Consider the following 13,594-nt stretch of genomic DNA (forward strand, 5'->3'; position numbering starts at 1 on the left):
CCGTACGGAGGGCAGGCGGACACCGTCGCTCAGGTTCGGCGAGCCGGTGAGCCCGGCTCGCCGTCGGCCTGTTCGCTGTTGCGCAAGGACCGCTCGATGGTCCCGGCCAGGGCGACGAAGGTCTCGATCTGGCCGGGCTCCAGCGCGCGCGTGGAGAGTTCCTCCAGGCGCGCCCACATGCGCTCCAGGGGTTCCCGCATCGCTCGGCCTTTGTCGGTGAGGTAGACCAGCAGGACCCGCCGGTCGTGGGCGGCGGCCTCGCGGCGCAGCAGCCCGGCGTCCTCCATGCGCCGCAGGGACTTCGACACGGTGGAGTGGTCGAGCCCGACGCTCGCGAGCAGCTGCGACTGGCTCTGCCCGTCGCGCTCCATCAGCTGCATCAGCAGGAGCTCCTGGCCGGGGTGCAGGTCCAGTTCGCGCAGCATGGCCCCGGCCAGCCCGCGGTGGGTCCGGGCCAGCGCGAAGACGGCGAAGCTGAGCGGCCCGGTACGGACGGTGAGGCCGGGGCTGTCCGGGGCCGGGGCACGGCTGGCCGGGGTCGCGTCGGACGTCGTCACGAAGTCTCCAGGCGTGGGTAGTCGGTGTAACCGCGGTGATCACCGCCGTAGAAGGTAGCGCGGTCGGGGGTGTTGAGCGGCGCACCGGTGCGGAGCCGCTCGGGCAGGTCGGGATTGGCCAGCGCCATCCCGCCGACCGAGACGAGGTCGGCCAGGCCGGTCTCGATGTCCGCGGCGCGAGTGGTGATGTCGGCCCCTCCGCGGTTGAGGACGACGGTTCCCGGCCAGGCGGCACGCAGCGCGCGGGCCAGGGCCTCGTCGCCGCCGTGCACCAGGTGCAGGTACGCCAGATCGAGGGGGGCCAGGGCGGAGAGCAGCGCGCGGTACACCTCACCGGCGCTGCTCTCGGCGATGTCGTTGAACGGGTTGCCCGGGGCGATCCGGATGCCGGTGCGGGCGGCGCCGATCTGGTCGGCGACGGCCTCCGCGACCTCGACGGCGAACCGGATGCGTCCCGTTGTCGAGCCGCCGTACTCGTCGGTGCGCTGGTTGGCGTTGTCGGACAGGAACTGGTGGACGAGGTAGCCGTTGGCCGCGTGGATCTCCACACCGTCGACCCCGGCCTCGATCGCGGCGGCCGCCGCGAGCCGGAAGTCCTCGACGGTGGCCTGGATCTCCGGCACGCTCAGCGCCCGCGGGACCGGCATCGGCTGCGGGCCGGAGGCGGTGAACATCAGGCCCGCCGGTGCCACCGCCGACGGCGCGACGGGCTGGCGCCCGTGCGGGGTGTTGGTCGGGTGGGAGATCCGCCCCACGTGCATGAGCTGCAGGAACAGGTGTCCGCCCGCGGCGTGGACCGCGTCGCTGACCCGCCGCCACCCGGCGACCTGATCCGGCGTGTGAATGCCGGGGGTGAGCAGGTACCCCTGCCCGTCGGGCGACGGCTGGGTGCCCTCGGTGACGAGCAGGCCCAGCGACGCGCGCTGTGCGTAGTAGGTGGCGGTCAGCTCCGTCGGAACTCCCTCGGGGGTGGCCCGTGACCGGGTCATCGGTGCCATCACCAGCCGGTGCTGCAGCTTCAGGTCACCGGCGGCGGTCGGGCTCCAGAGTGCGGTGGTCATCGTCGTCTCCTTCGGTTCGTGCTGGTCGCTGATGACGACGCAACCGTGCCACCGAATATGTGGCTAGCCAACTATCTATGAGCGACGCCACAAAAGGTGGCCAGCCACATAATCGCGGAGTAGACACGTGGCTAGCCACACACCACGAGGGGCCGGCCATGAACGACTTCAACCAGCGCGTCATCGCGGAGTTCCGCGCGAACCACGGCCGCGTCGTACGCGCGGCGGGATTCGGCAGCAGCCTGGTGGTGCTGCACACCGTCGGCGCGCGCAGCGGCGAAGAGCGCATCAATCCCGCGCTGGCCCGTCGCGACGGAGACGACTGGCTGATCGCCGCGTCGGCGGCCGGAGCCCGGCAGCACCCCGCCTGGTTCGTCAACCTGCGCGCACATCCGGATACGACGATCGAGACCGGTGCGGGGACGGTCGCCGTCACCGCCGAGGAGCTCGCCGGCGAGGAGTACGCCGACGCTTGGCGCGGCTTCGTCGCCCAGAGCCCGGCGTTCGCCGCGTACCAGGAATGCGCCGACCGCCGGCGCATTCCAGTCGTGCGCCTGCGTCGCCGGAACAGCCCCGGGCGTCTCCCGCGCTGAGCAGCGCCGGTTTCGCCCAGCGCGGATCCGCTGAGAGCGTAGGTGGGCGGGAGCCTCCTCCCGCCCGCCTACGTTCGCGGTATGACGGTCATCGAACTGCTGCCGACCCTCCACATGGTCGAGTTCCCGGTCGGGCATGCCTACCTCTGGATCGGCTCCGACGGCGTGACGGTCGTCGACTCGGGTCGCGCCGGATCGGCGCCGGCGATCGCCGCGGCGATCAGGAGCCTCGGCCACGAACCGTCCGACGTTCGTCGTCTCCTGCTGACCCACCACCACGAGGATCACGTCGGCTCGGCCCCTGACATCGTCACCTGGGGCGACGTGACGGTCTACGCCCACCGCGCCGACGCCCCGGTCATCCGCGGCGAACAGCCGGGCCTGCTCCCTCGACTCGCGGACTGGGAGCGCCCGCTCTACGAGCAGGTGACCAGTGGACTACCGCCCGGTGGGCCCGCGCCCGTCGCGGTCGACCACGAACTCGAGGACGGGGAGACCGTGGACCTCGGTGGCAGCGTGGCCACCGCCGTCGCAGTACCCGGACACACCCTCGGCAGCGTCGCGTTCTACCTCCCGGAGTCGCGCGTCCTGTTCACCGGCGACACCATCGCGCGCGTTCCCGACGGTCGAGTGATGCTCGGTGTGTTCAACGTCGACCCGCAGCAAGCCGTCGCGTCCCTCGCCCGCCAGGCGAGGCTCGACGTCGACCTCGCCTGCTTCGGCCACGGAGCCCCACTGACCGAGAACGCCACGGCCACGCTGCGTTCCGTGGCGGCGGCGAGCTGACCGGCGCGCGGCCAGGCACGAGCCCGGGGTTGACCCTCTCACGGTGAGAGGGTTCAACCTGGGGGAGACCTCGGCCCCGACCTGTTCAGGAAGCGTGATGATCCTCGAGGGTGTGGCGTACCCCGCCGGCCAGCACTGCGAGACCACGGCGCTCGGCGCCCTGCTGTGCCACGACGGCCTCGACCTGTCCGAACCGATGCTGTTCGGCCTCGGCGAAGGCCTGGGCTTCGTCTACTGGGACGCGAAGTACCTGGACGTCCCGTTCCTCGGCGGCCGGAGCAAGCCGACCACGATCGTCCGCACCCTGGCCGGCCGGCTCGGGCTGGACCTGCGCGTCGAGGAGACCACCTCGCCCCGCAAGGCCTGGCACAACGTCGCTGCCGCACTCGACGCCGGACGGCCGGTCGGCCTCCAGCTGGACTCCTATCACCTGGACTACTTCACCACCAAGGTCCACTTCGGGGGCCATGTCGTCGCGCTCTACGGCTACGACGAGACCCACGCCTACCTGATCGACACCGCCCAGCAGGGCGGCGCCGTGACCACCACCCTGGAGAGCCTGGAACGAGCCCGCAGCGAACGCGGGCCGATGACCGCCCGGAACCTCTCGTTCACCGTCGCCGCCCCGACCACCCGGCCCGACCTGAGCGACGCCGTCCGGGCAGCCATCCGCAGCAACGCGGACACCTTCCTCCACCCACCCATCGCCAACCTCGGCTACCGCGGCATCGACAAGGCCTCCCGACAGGTGACGACGTGGCTCACCCGATCGAGCGACCCGTCCCGTGACCTTCCGCTCGCCGCGATGCTGATGGAGCGGGGCGGCACCGGTGGCGCACTGTTCCGCGTCCTGTACCGCGACTTCCTCGCCGAGTGCCGCACTCTCGTCGACGACGACCACCTCCACCGCGGTCACCAGCTGTACGCCGAGATCGCTCCACTCTGGACCGAGGTCGCCCAGCAGATCACGAGCGCCGGCGAGACCGGCGATCCGGACCACCTCACCCGCGCCTCGGAGATCCTCGCCGACCTCGCGGAGAAGGAACGCGAGGCCATGCAGACGCTGGCCGGCATCCGTCCCGAGTAGCCACCCGAACGCGTCAGGTGCGCGCGCCCTCACCGACGGCCTGGTCGAGTGCGGCCACCAGCTCCCCGTCGGCCGCGAGCGCCGGGTCGAACAACGCCAAGACGTCGCGCGGCGCGGCGGCCGCGGCGAACGGGGCGGCGCCCGCGTCGCGGACCGGGGCGCCGACGCCGTGGAGGTGGCGGATCCAGGCCGCGAGGATCCGGATCGCCCCGGCGGGCGTCCGCCTGGCCGCGCGGGCGGCCCGGACGACCGGCAGCACCCGCACCGGGAGCTTCTGCGAGCCGTCGGTGGCGATCTGCGCGAGCTGGTGCTGGATGCGCGGGTTGCTCCAGCGTTCCAGCAGCGCTCCGCGGTACGCGGTGATCTCGGTCGGGGAGAGCGGGAGGTAGATCGCGGCCTCGTCCCACCACTCGCTCAGCCAGCGCCGGCACACCGGGTCGGCGACCGCCTCGGCGACGGTGCGATGGCCGAGTGCGCTGCCCGCGTGGGCCAGCAGCGAGTGCCCGCCGTTGAGCAGCCAGAGTTTCCGCTGCTCGTGCGGCTCCACGTCGGCGACGAACCGGGCGCCGGCGTCCTCCCAGTGCGGGCGTCCGGCGGGGAAGTCCCCGCTGAGCACCCACTCGGTGAACGGCTCGGTGAAGACCGGCGCGGCGTCCGGCACCCCGGTGAGCCGCTCCACGACGTCGAGATCGGAGGCGGTCGTGGCCGGGGTGATCCGGTCGACCATCGTCGTTCCGAACGCGACGGAGTCGGCGATCCATGCGGCGAGCGCCGGGTCGGCCAGCTCGGTGACCACCTGGCGGACCACCGCGCCGTTCGCGGGGAGGTTGTCACAGGGCACGATCGCGAGCGGCCCGCCACCGGCCGCACGCCGGGCGGCGAGTCCGGCGACGAGGCGCTCGGGGACTCCTGAGCCGCGCAGGTACGCCGCCTCGGTCACGGTCAGCGTCACGACTGCGAGCTCCGGTCGCCGCCAGGCGTCCAGCCAGGCACCGGTATCGGTGCCGGCGTGGGCGGCGACGACCGAGCCGACGACCGTGGCGGTGTCGCCCTCGGGCCACCGCTTGACCAGCGTGTAGAGGCCGTCCTGCGCGGTGAGCGCCGCGGCCAGCCCGGGGGAGCGTCCGGTGAACGCGGTGATGCCCCACTGGTCGGCGTCGGGTGCGGCTGCGGTGTACCAGGCCTGGTGGGCGCGGAAGAAGTTGCCGAGCCCGAGGTGCAGGATCCGTGGCGCGGGCGGCGGTCCGGTGCGCCTCACAGCTTGAAGACCTTTCGGGGCTGGTCGACGACGAGCGCCCGGAGCGTGTCGGCCGCCTCCTCCTCGTCGAGCCGGTGGGCGGCCACCAGACCGGCGAGGTGGGCAGCGTCCAGCCGGCGGGCCATGTCGTGACGGGCCGGGATCGAGCAGAACGCGCGGGTGTCGTCGATGAAGCCGGACAGGCGGGTGAAGCCGGCGATCTCGGTGACCGACTCCTGGAATGACCGGATCGCGCCGGGGTTGTCGAGGAACCACCAGGGAACGCCGGCGTAGACCGACGGGTAGAAGCCCGCCAGCGGCGCGATCTCCCGGCTGAACACGGTGGCGTCCACGGTGAACAGCACCAGGTGGAGGTTCGGGTGCGTCCCGAACCGGGCCAGCAGCGGCTGCAGCGCCCGGGTGAACTCCACCGCGGTCGGGATGTCGTGGCCGCTGTCCGGGCCGAACGCCGCCAGCGTGCCGGGGTGGTGGTTGCGGCGGATGCCCGGGTGGAGCGTCAGAACCAGACCGTCGTCGCACGACATGCGTGCCATCTCGAACATCATGTGCCGGCGGAACGCGGTGGCGCCCTCCGGGCGCAGCGTGCCGGCGAGCGCGTCCGCGTAGAGGCGTTCGGCCTCGGTGTCGTCGAGCGGTTCGGCGATCGCGTCGGCGTGGCTGTGGTCCGCCGAGACGGCGCCGTGCTCCAGGAACGTCTGCCGACGGGCCTCCAGCGCCGCGACGTAGCCCTTGTACGAGCCCACGTCGGCATCGGCGGCCACGCCGAGCCGCTCCACCGCGTCGCGCCACCCGGGCTGCGCGGGCTCGAGGTAGCGGTCGGGACGGAACGTGGGCACGACCCGCGTGCCGAGACCGGCGAGTGCGGCGTGGTGCTCCAGCGCGTCGGCCGGATCGTCGGTGGTCGCGAGGAACTCGATACCGAACCGCTCCAGCAGCGCCCGTGGCCGGTGCGACGGCTGCGTCAGCTGGGCGCCGATCGTGTCGTAGAGCGCGTCCGCGGTGGCGGCACTCGGCCGTTCGCGCACGTCGAAGACGTCGGCGAGCTCGCTCTCCAGCCAGTACCGCACCGGGGTGCCGCGGAAGAGGTGCCAGTGGCTGCAGAGCAGCCGCCAGGCGTGCCGCGCACGGTCGCCGGGCAGCGGCGGCGCTCCGACGCCGAGCTCGGCCAGCCCGATCCCGGCGCTGTGCAGGATCCGGGTCACGTAGTGGTCCGGCTGGACGAACAGCGCCGTGGCGTGCGGGAACGGCGTGTCCTCTGCGAGCATCCGCGGGTCGACGTGCCCGTGCGGGGAGACGATCGGTGCATACCGCACCGCCTCGTACAGGCGGCGCGCGATGCCGCGCACGCCCGGGTCAGCGGGGAATAGCCGATCGGGGTGCACCGCCAGCGGCGCTGCTCCGGTCGGCGAAATCGGTGTCGCCATGGCCGGGAGCGTCGACCGGCGCGGCGCGGGCCGACAAGAGGTTGCCAGTCGTTGCTTGGCGGTCTTGCCCAGAGCGGCGGGCGCGCGCATGGTGCCTGCATGGTCACTTCTCTCCAGGCGCAGGGCGTGGCGAGCATCGGCGGCCCCGGCCAGGTGCTCGACGACGCCACCGTCCGCCGGTTCGTCCGTGCGCGCCTCGCCGCGGAGGATCTGGACGGGCGCAGCGTCTGCGTGCTCGTCCCGGACGCCACCCGCAGCTGTCCGCTGCCGCTCCTGCTCTCCGCCGTGCACGACGCGCTGGACGGCCGGGCCACGAACGTCACCGTGCTGATCGCGCTCGGTACCCACGCGCCGATGACCGGCGACGGCCTGCGGAAACACCTCGGCGGGGTGTACTCGGCGCGCAACCACGAGTGGGATAATCCGGAAGCCCTCGTCCGTCTGGGATCCGTGTCCCCCGACCGCGTCGCCGAGCTCTCCGAGGGCCGTCTGCGCGAATCCGTCGACGTCGTCGTCAACCGCGCGGTCGTCGAGCACGACGTGTGCCTGGTCGTCGGGCCGGTGTTCCCGCACGAGGTGGTCGGGTTCTCCGGCGGCAACAAGTACTTCTTCCCGGGCGTGGCCGGGCCGGAGATCATCGACTTCTCGCACTGGCTCGGCGCGCTGATCACCAGCGCCGAGATCATCGGTACTCGCGGGATCACGCCGGTGCGGGCCCTGATCGACCAGGCCGCGGCGCTGATCCCCAGTCGTCGGCTGGCGCTGACCCTGGTGGTGGAGTCCGGTACCGGCGCGCTGCACGCCGCGGCGTTCGGCCCGCCCGAGGCGGCCTGGGCGGCCGCGGCCGACGTCTCGGCCCAGGCCCACGTGCAGTACCTGGACGCACCCGTGCAGCGGGTGCTCTCGGTGGTACCGACGAAGTACGGCGACATGTGGACCGGAGCCAAGGGCTTCTACAAGGTCGAACCGATCGTCGCCGACGGTGGCCAGGTGATCGTCTACGCGCCGCACATCACGCGGATCTCGGCGATGCATCCGGAGATCGAGCGGATCGGCTACCACTGCCGCGACTACTTCGTGAAGCAGTGGGACCGCTTCGCCGGCGAGCACTGGGGCGTGCTCGCCCACTCCACCCACCTGCGCGGCGCCGGGACCTGGGACCCGGTCCGCGGCGAGCGCAACCGGGTGACGGTCACGCTCGCCACCGGCATCCCGGAGGACGTCGTGCGCGCGGCGAACCTCGACTACCTGGATCCCGCCGCGGTCGACCTCGACGCCTTCGCCGCCACCGCGGACGGGGACGGGGACACCCTCGTCGTCCCCCAGGCCGGCGAGGTCCTGTTCCGGCTGCGCTGAGCGGTCGATGCCCGCACGACCAGGCGGGCCGGCAGGCTGACCGGCTCCTGCGCCCGCGGTTGCGCACCGCGCGCGATCGCGAGCAGGTTGCGCACCGCGGTGAGGCCCATCGCGTGCAGCGGCGCGGCCACCGTCGTCAGCGGCGGCGTCACCAGGTCGGCGGCGAAGATGTTGTCGAACCCCACGACGCTGACCTCGCGGGGGATGCGGGCGCCGCGCGCGGTCAACGCGCGGATGAACCCGATCGCCATCAGGTCGTTGTAGGCGATCACCGCGCTGGTCGGGTGGTGCACGAACTCGGCGGCTGCGGCGCCCCCACCCGCCACGGTCGGCGCGAACGGGCCGATGCGGCGGGCGTGCAGCCCTAGGTCGGCGGCGCCCTCGCGGAGCGATCGCCACCGCATCCCGTCCGCCCAGGACGCCTCCGGGCCGGCCAGGTAGGTGACGCGCGAATGCCCGAGCTCGGCCAGGTGGGCGGCGGCGTGGTGCATGCCGCGCGGGTTGTCGGTGACGACGCAGGGAACGTCGGCGAGCGCGCGATTGAGCAGGACGACCGGGCGCTGCTTCGCGATCGTCCGGATCGACGAGTCGGACATCCGGGAGGTGGCGAGCACGATGCCGTCGACGGCGGAGAGTGCCCGGTCGAGCGTCTCGCGTTCCCGGGCGCCGGACTCCTGCGCGTCGGAGAGCAGCATCGTGTACCCGGCCTCCGCGGCCGCCGCCTGCGCGCCGCGGATGATCTCGTTGTGGAACGGGTTCGTGACGTCGGAGATGACCAGCGCGATCATCGACGTCTTCCCGGTCGGCAGCGCCCGGGCGATCGGGTTCGCCCGGTACCCGAGCTCGGCCGCCGCCTCGCGGATCCGGCGGGCGGTCTCCGAGTTCACGCGTCCCGGCCGGGCGAACGCGCGGGAGACGGTGGACGCGGCGACACCGGCCGCCTTCGCGACGTCGTAGATCGTCGGGGGCCGCTCCGGTGCGGTCATCGCGTCCTCCTCTCGCTGTCGGGCGGTGTCCGACGATAACCAGCGGCAAAATTTGTGGCAACCGCTTGCCAAACACCGGCCGTCCGTCGGTGAATGGGCCCATGACGGAGCTCCTCACCACCGCGGCCGTCCGGCAGCTGACGACTCTGCTCGCGGGTGTCGACCGGCTCGGCGTCGCGTTCTCCGGTGGCGTCGACTCGTCCACCCTGGTCGCGCTCGCCGCCCGCGCGCTCGGCCCCGACCGGGTGCTCGCGGTCCTCGGCGTCTCACCCAGCCTCGCGGCGGACGAACGGACGGCCGCGCACGAGGTGGCCCGTTTCGTCGGCGTCCCGGTCGTGGAGATCGAGACCCACGAGGGCGAGCGGGCCGCCTACCGGGCCAACGGTCCGGATCGGTGTTTTCACTGCAAGGACGAATTGTTCACCCGGATCGGCGCCGACGTGGTGGCCGCGCACCGGCTCGACGCGGTCGCCTACGGGGAGAACGCCGACGACGCGCGGCGCCCCGACCGCCCGGGCAGCCGGGCCGCGACCGGGCACCGGGTACTCCGGCCGCTCGCCGACGCCGGACTGGACAAGGCCGCGGTCCGTGCGATCGCCCGCGAGCTACGGCTGCCCTGCGCCGACAAGCCCGCCGCCCCCTGCCTGGCCTCCCGCATTCCGCACTACGACGAGGTGAACCCCGAGAAACTCGGGCAGATCGAGCGCGCCGAGGCAGCGCTGCGTCGGCTCGGCTTCGGTGACCTGCGGGTACGGCACCACGGCGGCGTCGCCCGGATCGAACTGCCGCCGGACGATCTCGTCCGGGCCGTGACCGAGCCGCTGCGGGGCGCGGTGCATCAGGCGGTCCTCGACGCGGGGTTCCGGTTCGCCGCCGTCGACCTCGCCGGTGTGCAGTCCGGCGCGTTCACGTTGCCACTGGTGCAGGTGGCTCGTGGCTGACCCCGCGATGCCCGCCCGGGCCGCGGACGCTCCCGGCGTGGCGGACGCTTCCGACGCGGCGGAGCTCGCCGCCTTCGCGGAACTCGACCTCGCCCGGACGGCGCGGCGCGGCTACCCCGAGGCGGTGTACTGCGAGGGCAAGACGCCCGAGCAGGTCGGCGCCATCGCCGCAGCCGTCCGGGACCGGCCGGACGTCGTCACGCTCTTCACCCGGGCCTCCGCCGCGCACGCCGAAGCGGTCCGCGCCGCGCTGCCGGACGCGTACTCCGATCCGGACGCGACGCTGCTGGCCTGGCCCCCGNACGCTCTTCACCCGGGCCTCCGCCGCGCACGCCGAAGCGGTCCGCGCCGCGCTGCCGGACGCGTACTCCGATCCGGACGCGACGCTGCTGGCCTGGCCCCCGGCGCCGCCGGAGCCGACGGGGGGACTCGTCGTCGTCGTGGCGGCCGGAACCTCGGACCTGCGGGTGGCCCGGGAAGCCGAGCGCACCGCGCGGTACCTCGGCCGCCCGACCGAGCTGGTCGTCGACGTCGGGGTGGCGGGCCTGCACCGGGTGCTGTCCCGGCTCGACCTGCTCCGGCGTGCCCGGGCGATCGTGGTCGCCGCCGGGATGGACGGCGCGCTGCCCAGCGTCGTCGCCGGGCTGGTCTCCGCGCCGGTCGTCGCGGTTCCGACGTCGGTCGGGTACGGCGCGGCGTTCGGCGGCCTCGCGCCGCTGCTGACGATGCTCAACGCGTGCGCGCCGGGGGTCGCGGTGGTCAACATCGACAACGGGTACGGCGCCGGGCACTTGGCAGCTCAGATCGCGGCGCCCGCGTGAGTGGCGACGTTGTTCGCGGCCGGCACCTGTGGATCGACGCGTCGGCCGGCGTCGCGGGGGACATGCTGCTCGCCGCGCTGTGGGACGCGGGGGCGTCGCCGGACGCGATCCGTGGCGCGGTGGACACGGTGCTGCCCGGTGCCGTCGCGCTCACCGTCGAGCCCGTCACCCGGGCCGGGCTGCGGGCGCTGAAGCTCAGGGTCGAGGCGCGGGTGGAGGATCCACCGCATCGCACCTGGACGGAGATCCGTGCGCTGCTGGAGGTGCTGAGCGGACCGGTCCGGGAGCGGGCCCGTGCGGTGTTCACGAGGCTCGCCGAGGCAGAGGCGGCCGTGCACGGTATTACCGCCGACGACGTCCACTTCCACGAGGTCGGTGCGCTGGACTCGATCGCGGACGTGGTCGGGGTCTGCGCCGCGCTCGACGACCTGGGCGTCGGAACCGTGTCGGCCGGCGAGGTCGCGGTCGGCTCGGGACGGACCCGCACCGCGCACGGTGATCTGCCGGTGCCGGTACCCGCGGTGACCGAACTCGCCCGTGGCTGGCGGGTGCGCGGCGGCGGCCGCGGCGTGCTGCCGACGCCGACCGACCTGGCGCTGCTCCGCGCCCTCGCCGGGACCTGTGAGGAGCTGCCGTCGATCGTGGTGGACACCGTCGGCGTCGGCGCCGGCACGCGGGACCCCGCCGAGCGGGCGAACGTCGTCCGGGTGGTCGTGGGCCGGACGGACCCGAGTACCCCCGGCGAGCCCGGCGAGGGCGGCGAGCCCGGCGAGGGCGGCGAGGGCGGCGAGCGCGGCGCGCTCGGCAGCCCCGGCGGGGCTGGACCCGGCGAGGCCAGCGGGGAGGCGGCGGTGCTGCTGGAGGCGAACGTCGACGACCTCGACCCGCGGCTCTGGCCGGGTGTGCTCCGCGCGCTGATCGACGCCGGGGCCTCCGACGCCTGGCTGGTACCGATCGTCATGAAGAAGGGCCGCCCGGCCCACACGCTCTCGGTGCTCTGCGCACCGCCGCTCGTCCCGGCCCTGCGCGTGCTGATGTTCCGGCACACCAGCACGCTCGGTGTGCGGGAGTCGCCCCGCCGCAAGACCGTGCTCGCGCGCACCTTCGTCGACGTGGACGTCCTCGGTGCCGCGCTGACCGTGAAGCTCGGCCACGTCGACGGCGTCCTCGTTCAGGTGATGCCGGAATTCGAGGACGTCGCGGCCCTCGCGCGGGAGCGCGGGCGTCCGGAGCGCGAGGTGCTGGCCGCGGCCGTGCACGCGGCGGCGGTGGCCGGTCTGGTCGTCGGCAACGAGTGGCAACCGGTTGCAGCGGTCTCGCCGGACCAGCGGTAATGGCCTGGCGCTACTGGCCAGGTCACCGTCGATTCCGGAGGTTCATCCATGTCGCAGTCCTTGCCTGCGGGCTTCCTGTGGGGCGCGTCGACCGCCGCCCACCAGATCGAGGGCAACAACGTCGCCAGTGACTTCTGGGCGCTGGAGCACTCGGGCCTCGGTCTCGTCGCGGAGCCCAGCGGCGACGCCTGCGACAGCTACCACCGCTGGCGCGAGGACATCGACCTGTGCCGAGACCTCGGCTACACCGCGTACCGGTTCAGCGTCGAGTGGGCACGGATCGAGCCGGTGCGCGGTCAGGTCTCCCGCGCAGAGCTCGCGCACTACCGCCGGATGATCGAGTACGCCCTCTCCCAGGGTGTGCAGCCGGTGGTCACCCTGCACCACTTCGTCCACCCGGCGTGGTTCACCCGCGCAGGGGCGTGGAGCCAGCCGGACGCCGTCGACCAGTTCGCCCGCTACGTCGAGGCGGTGGCACCCGTGCTGGACGGCGTCGGCCACGTCGTGACGATGAACGAGCCGAACATGCTCACGCTGATCCTGCGGATGGGCCAGTTCCTGGCCGCACCGGATCCGGCTGCGGCGATGGCCGCCGCGCGGGCCCAGTTCACCCAGAGCGGGAACTCCGAGCACCTCGTCGCCGGAGCGCTGCCCCCGCCCGAGCCGGAGGTCGCCGCGCTCCTGGTCACCGCGCACGAGCGCGCCAGGGAGATCGTCCGCAAGAGCACGTCGGCGAAGGTCGGCTGGTCGCTCGCGATGCAGGCGCTGGTGCCCAAGCCCGGCCACGAGGCCGACTGCGTCCGCTACCGGGACCTCTGGGAGAACCAGTTTCTCACCGCGTGCCGCGACGACGACTTCCTCGGCGTCCAGTCGTACACGACCAAGGAGGTCGGCCCGGACGGTCCGGAGGGTCCGCCGCCCGGCGAGCCGACGACCCAGGTCGGCTGGACGCTCCGCCCGGACGCGCTGGAGATCGCGCTGCGCCAGGCCTGGGAGGCGACCGGCGGGCTGCCGTTGCTGGTCACCGAGAACGGCATCGCCACCGCGGACGACGCCCAGCGGATCGCCTACCTCGAGGGTGCGGTCGCCGGGCTGCAGCGGGCGGTCGCCGACGGCATCGACGTCCGCGGTTATCTGCACTGGACGCTGCTGGACAACTACGAGTGGGCGCTCGGCTACCGGCCGACGTTCGGGCTGATCGCCGTGGACCGGGAGACGTTCACCCGGACGCCCAAGCCCAGCGCGCACCGGCTCGGCGAGATCGCGCGCGCCAACGGCCTCTGACCGAGCCGCCCTCGCGGCGCGAGAGTTCTCCACGGGGTGGCGGATTCCGACGGCCGTCACAACGCCGGGGAGCGGACCCCGTAGGCGGGGTGGTTGTCGCCGTTTC

The 13,594-nt window shown here is 73.3% G+C and carries 12 protein-coding genes and 1 pseudogene; 8 read left to right on the forward strand and 5 right to left on the reverse strand.

Features of this window, described 5'->3' with window-relative positions; genetic code table 11:
• Window positions 1–29: 29 nt before the first annotated feature.
• Both ABEB28_RS06435 and ABEB28_RS06440 read right to left on the reverse strand, forming a co-directional pair.
• Window positions 30–557 (reverse strand): MarR family winged helix-turn-helix transcriptional regulator, encoded by a 528-nt coding sequence (locus tag ABEB28_RS06435; RefSeq protein ID WP_376981762.1) that lies wholly within the window; start codon window positions 555–557, stop codon window positions 30–32.
• A complete protein-coding gene (locus ABEB28_RS06440) occupies window positions 554–1,618 on the reverse strand; it encodes an alkene reductase (protein ID WP_345727035.1) in 1,065 nt (354 codons plus the stop codon). Before ABEB28_RS06440 ends, ABEB28_RS06435 begins: the two co-directional genes overlap by 4 nt.
• Window positions 1,619–1,776: 158 nt before the next feature.
• Between ABEB28_RS06440 and ABEB28_RS06445 the strand changes: the two genes are divergently transcribed.
• The 3 genes from ABEB28_RS06445 to ABEB28_RS06455 all read left to right on the forward strand — a co-directional run bounded on the left by ABEB28_RS06445 (window position 1,777) and on the right by ABEB28_RS06455 (window position 4,084).
• The gene (locus ABEB28_RS06445; protein ID WP_345727036.1) at window positions 1,777–2,211 is read left to right on the forward strand and encodes a nitroreductase/quinone reductase family protein; all 435 of its coding nucleotides are present in this window, start codon (window positions 1,777–1,779) and stop codon (window positions 2,209–2,211) included.
• A gap of 81 nt (window positions 2,212–2,292) precedes the next feature.
• Window positions 2,293–2,997 (forward strand): MBL fold metallo-hydrolase, encoded by a 705-nt coding sequence (locus ABEB28_RS06450; RefSeq protein ID WP_345727037.1) that lies wholly within the window; start codon window positions 2,293–2,295, stop codon window positions 2,995–2,997.
• Window positions 2,998–3,094: 97 nt separating this feature from the next.
• Window positions 3,095–4,084, forward strand: coding sequence for a BtrH N-terminal domain-containing protein (locus ABEB28_RS06455; RefSeq protein ID WP_345727038.1), 990 nt, complete (start codon window positions 3,095–3,097; stop codon window positions 4,082–4,084).
• A 13-nt stretch (window positions 4,085–4,097) separates the two neighbouring features.
• Here ABEB28_RS06455 and ABEB28_RS06460 read toward each other — a convergent pair whose 3' ends face one another.
• A complete protein-coding gene (locus ABEB28_RS06460) occupies window positions 4,098–5,342 on the reverse strand; it encodes a mannitol dehydrogenase family protein (protein ID WP_345727039.1) in 1,245 nt (414 codons plus the stop codon).
• A complete protein-coding gene (gene uxaC, locus ABEB28_RS06465) occupies window positions 5,339–6,766 on the reverse strand; it encodes a glucuronate isomerase (protein WP_345727040.1) in 1,428 nt (475 codons plus the stop codon). The genes ABEB28_RS06460 and uxaC overlap by 4 nt, the downstream gene beginning before the upstream one ends.
• A 99-nt stretch (window positions 6,767–6,865) precedes the next feature.
• Here uxaC and ABEB28_RS06470 point away from each other — a divergent pair, with 99 nt between their 5' ends.
• Window positions 6,866–8,122, forward strand: a complete 1,257-nt coding sequence (locus tag ABEB28_RS06470; RefSeq protein WP_345727041.1) for a lactate racemase domain-containing protein — start codon at window positions 6,866–6,868, stop codon at window positions 8,120–8,122.
• Here ABEB28_RS06470 and ABEB28_RS06475 read toward each other — a convergent pair.
• On the reverse strand, window positions 8,011–9,108 hold the full coding sequence (locus tag ABEB28_RS06475; RefSeq protein WP_345727042.1) for a LacI family DNA-binding transcriptional regulator: 1,098 nt from the start codon (window positions 9,106–9,108) through the stop codon (window positions 8,011–8,013). The genes ABEB28_RS06470 and ABEB28_RS06475 overlap by 112 nt on opposite strands.
• A 101-nt stretch (window positions 9,109–9,209) precedes the next feature.
• On the opposite strand from ABEB28_RS06475, the gene larE reads away from it, so the two are divergent.
• The 4 genes and pseudogenes from larE to ABEB28_RS06495 all read left to right on the forward strand — a co-directional run bounded on the left by larE (window position 9,210) and on the right by ABEB28_RS06495 (window position 13,488).
• Window positions 9,210–10,049, forward strand: a complete 840-nt coding sequence (larE, locus tag ABEB28_RS06480) for an ATP-dependent sacrificial sulfur transferase LarE (RefSeq protein ID WP_345727043.1) — start codon at window positions 9,210–9,212, stop codon at window positions 10,047–10,049.
• A 305-nt stretch (window positions 10,050–10,354) separates the two neighbouring features.
• Window positions 10,355–10,870: pseudogene (larB, locus tag ABEB28_RS06485) on the forward strand (nickel pincer cofactor biosynthesis protein LarB); the annotation flags it as partial.
• Window positions 10,867–12,204 carry a nickel pincer cofactor biosynthesis protein LarC gene (gene larC, locus ABEB28_RS06490; RefSeq protein ID WP_345727044.1) on the forward strand — a complete coding sequence of 446 codons (1,338 nt, stop codon included), beginning with the start codon at window positions 10,867–10,869 and terminating at the stop codon, window positions 12,202–12,204. The pseudogene larB and the gene larC, both read left to right, overlap by 4 nt.
• 48 nt (window positions 12,205–12,252) lie before the next feature.
• Complete coding sequence (locus tag ABEB28_RS06495) at window positions 12,253–13,488, forward strand: glycoside hydrolase family 1 protein (RefSeq protein ID WP_345727045.1); 1,236 nt, start codon at window positions 12,253–12,255, stop codon at window positions 13,486–13,488.
• Window positions 13,489–13,594: the final 106 nt, after the last annotated feature.

Source organism: Cryptosporangium minutisporangium, assembly GCF_039536245.1.
GTDB lineage: Bacteria > Actinomycetota > Actinomycetes > Mycobacteriales > Cryptosporangiaceae > Cryptosporangium > Cryptosporangium minutisporangium.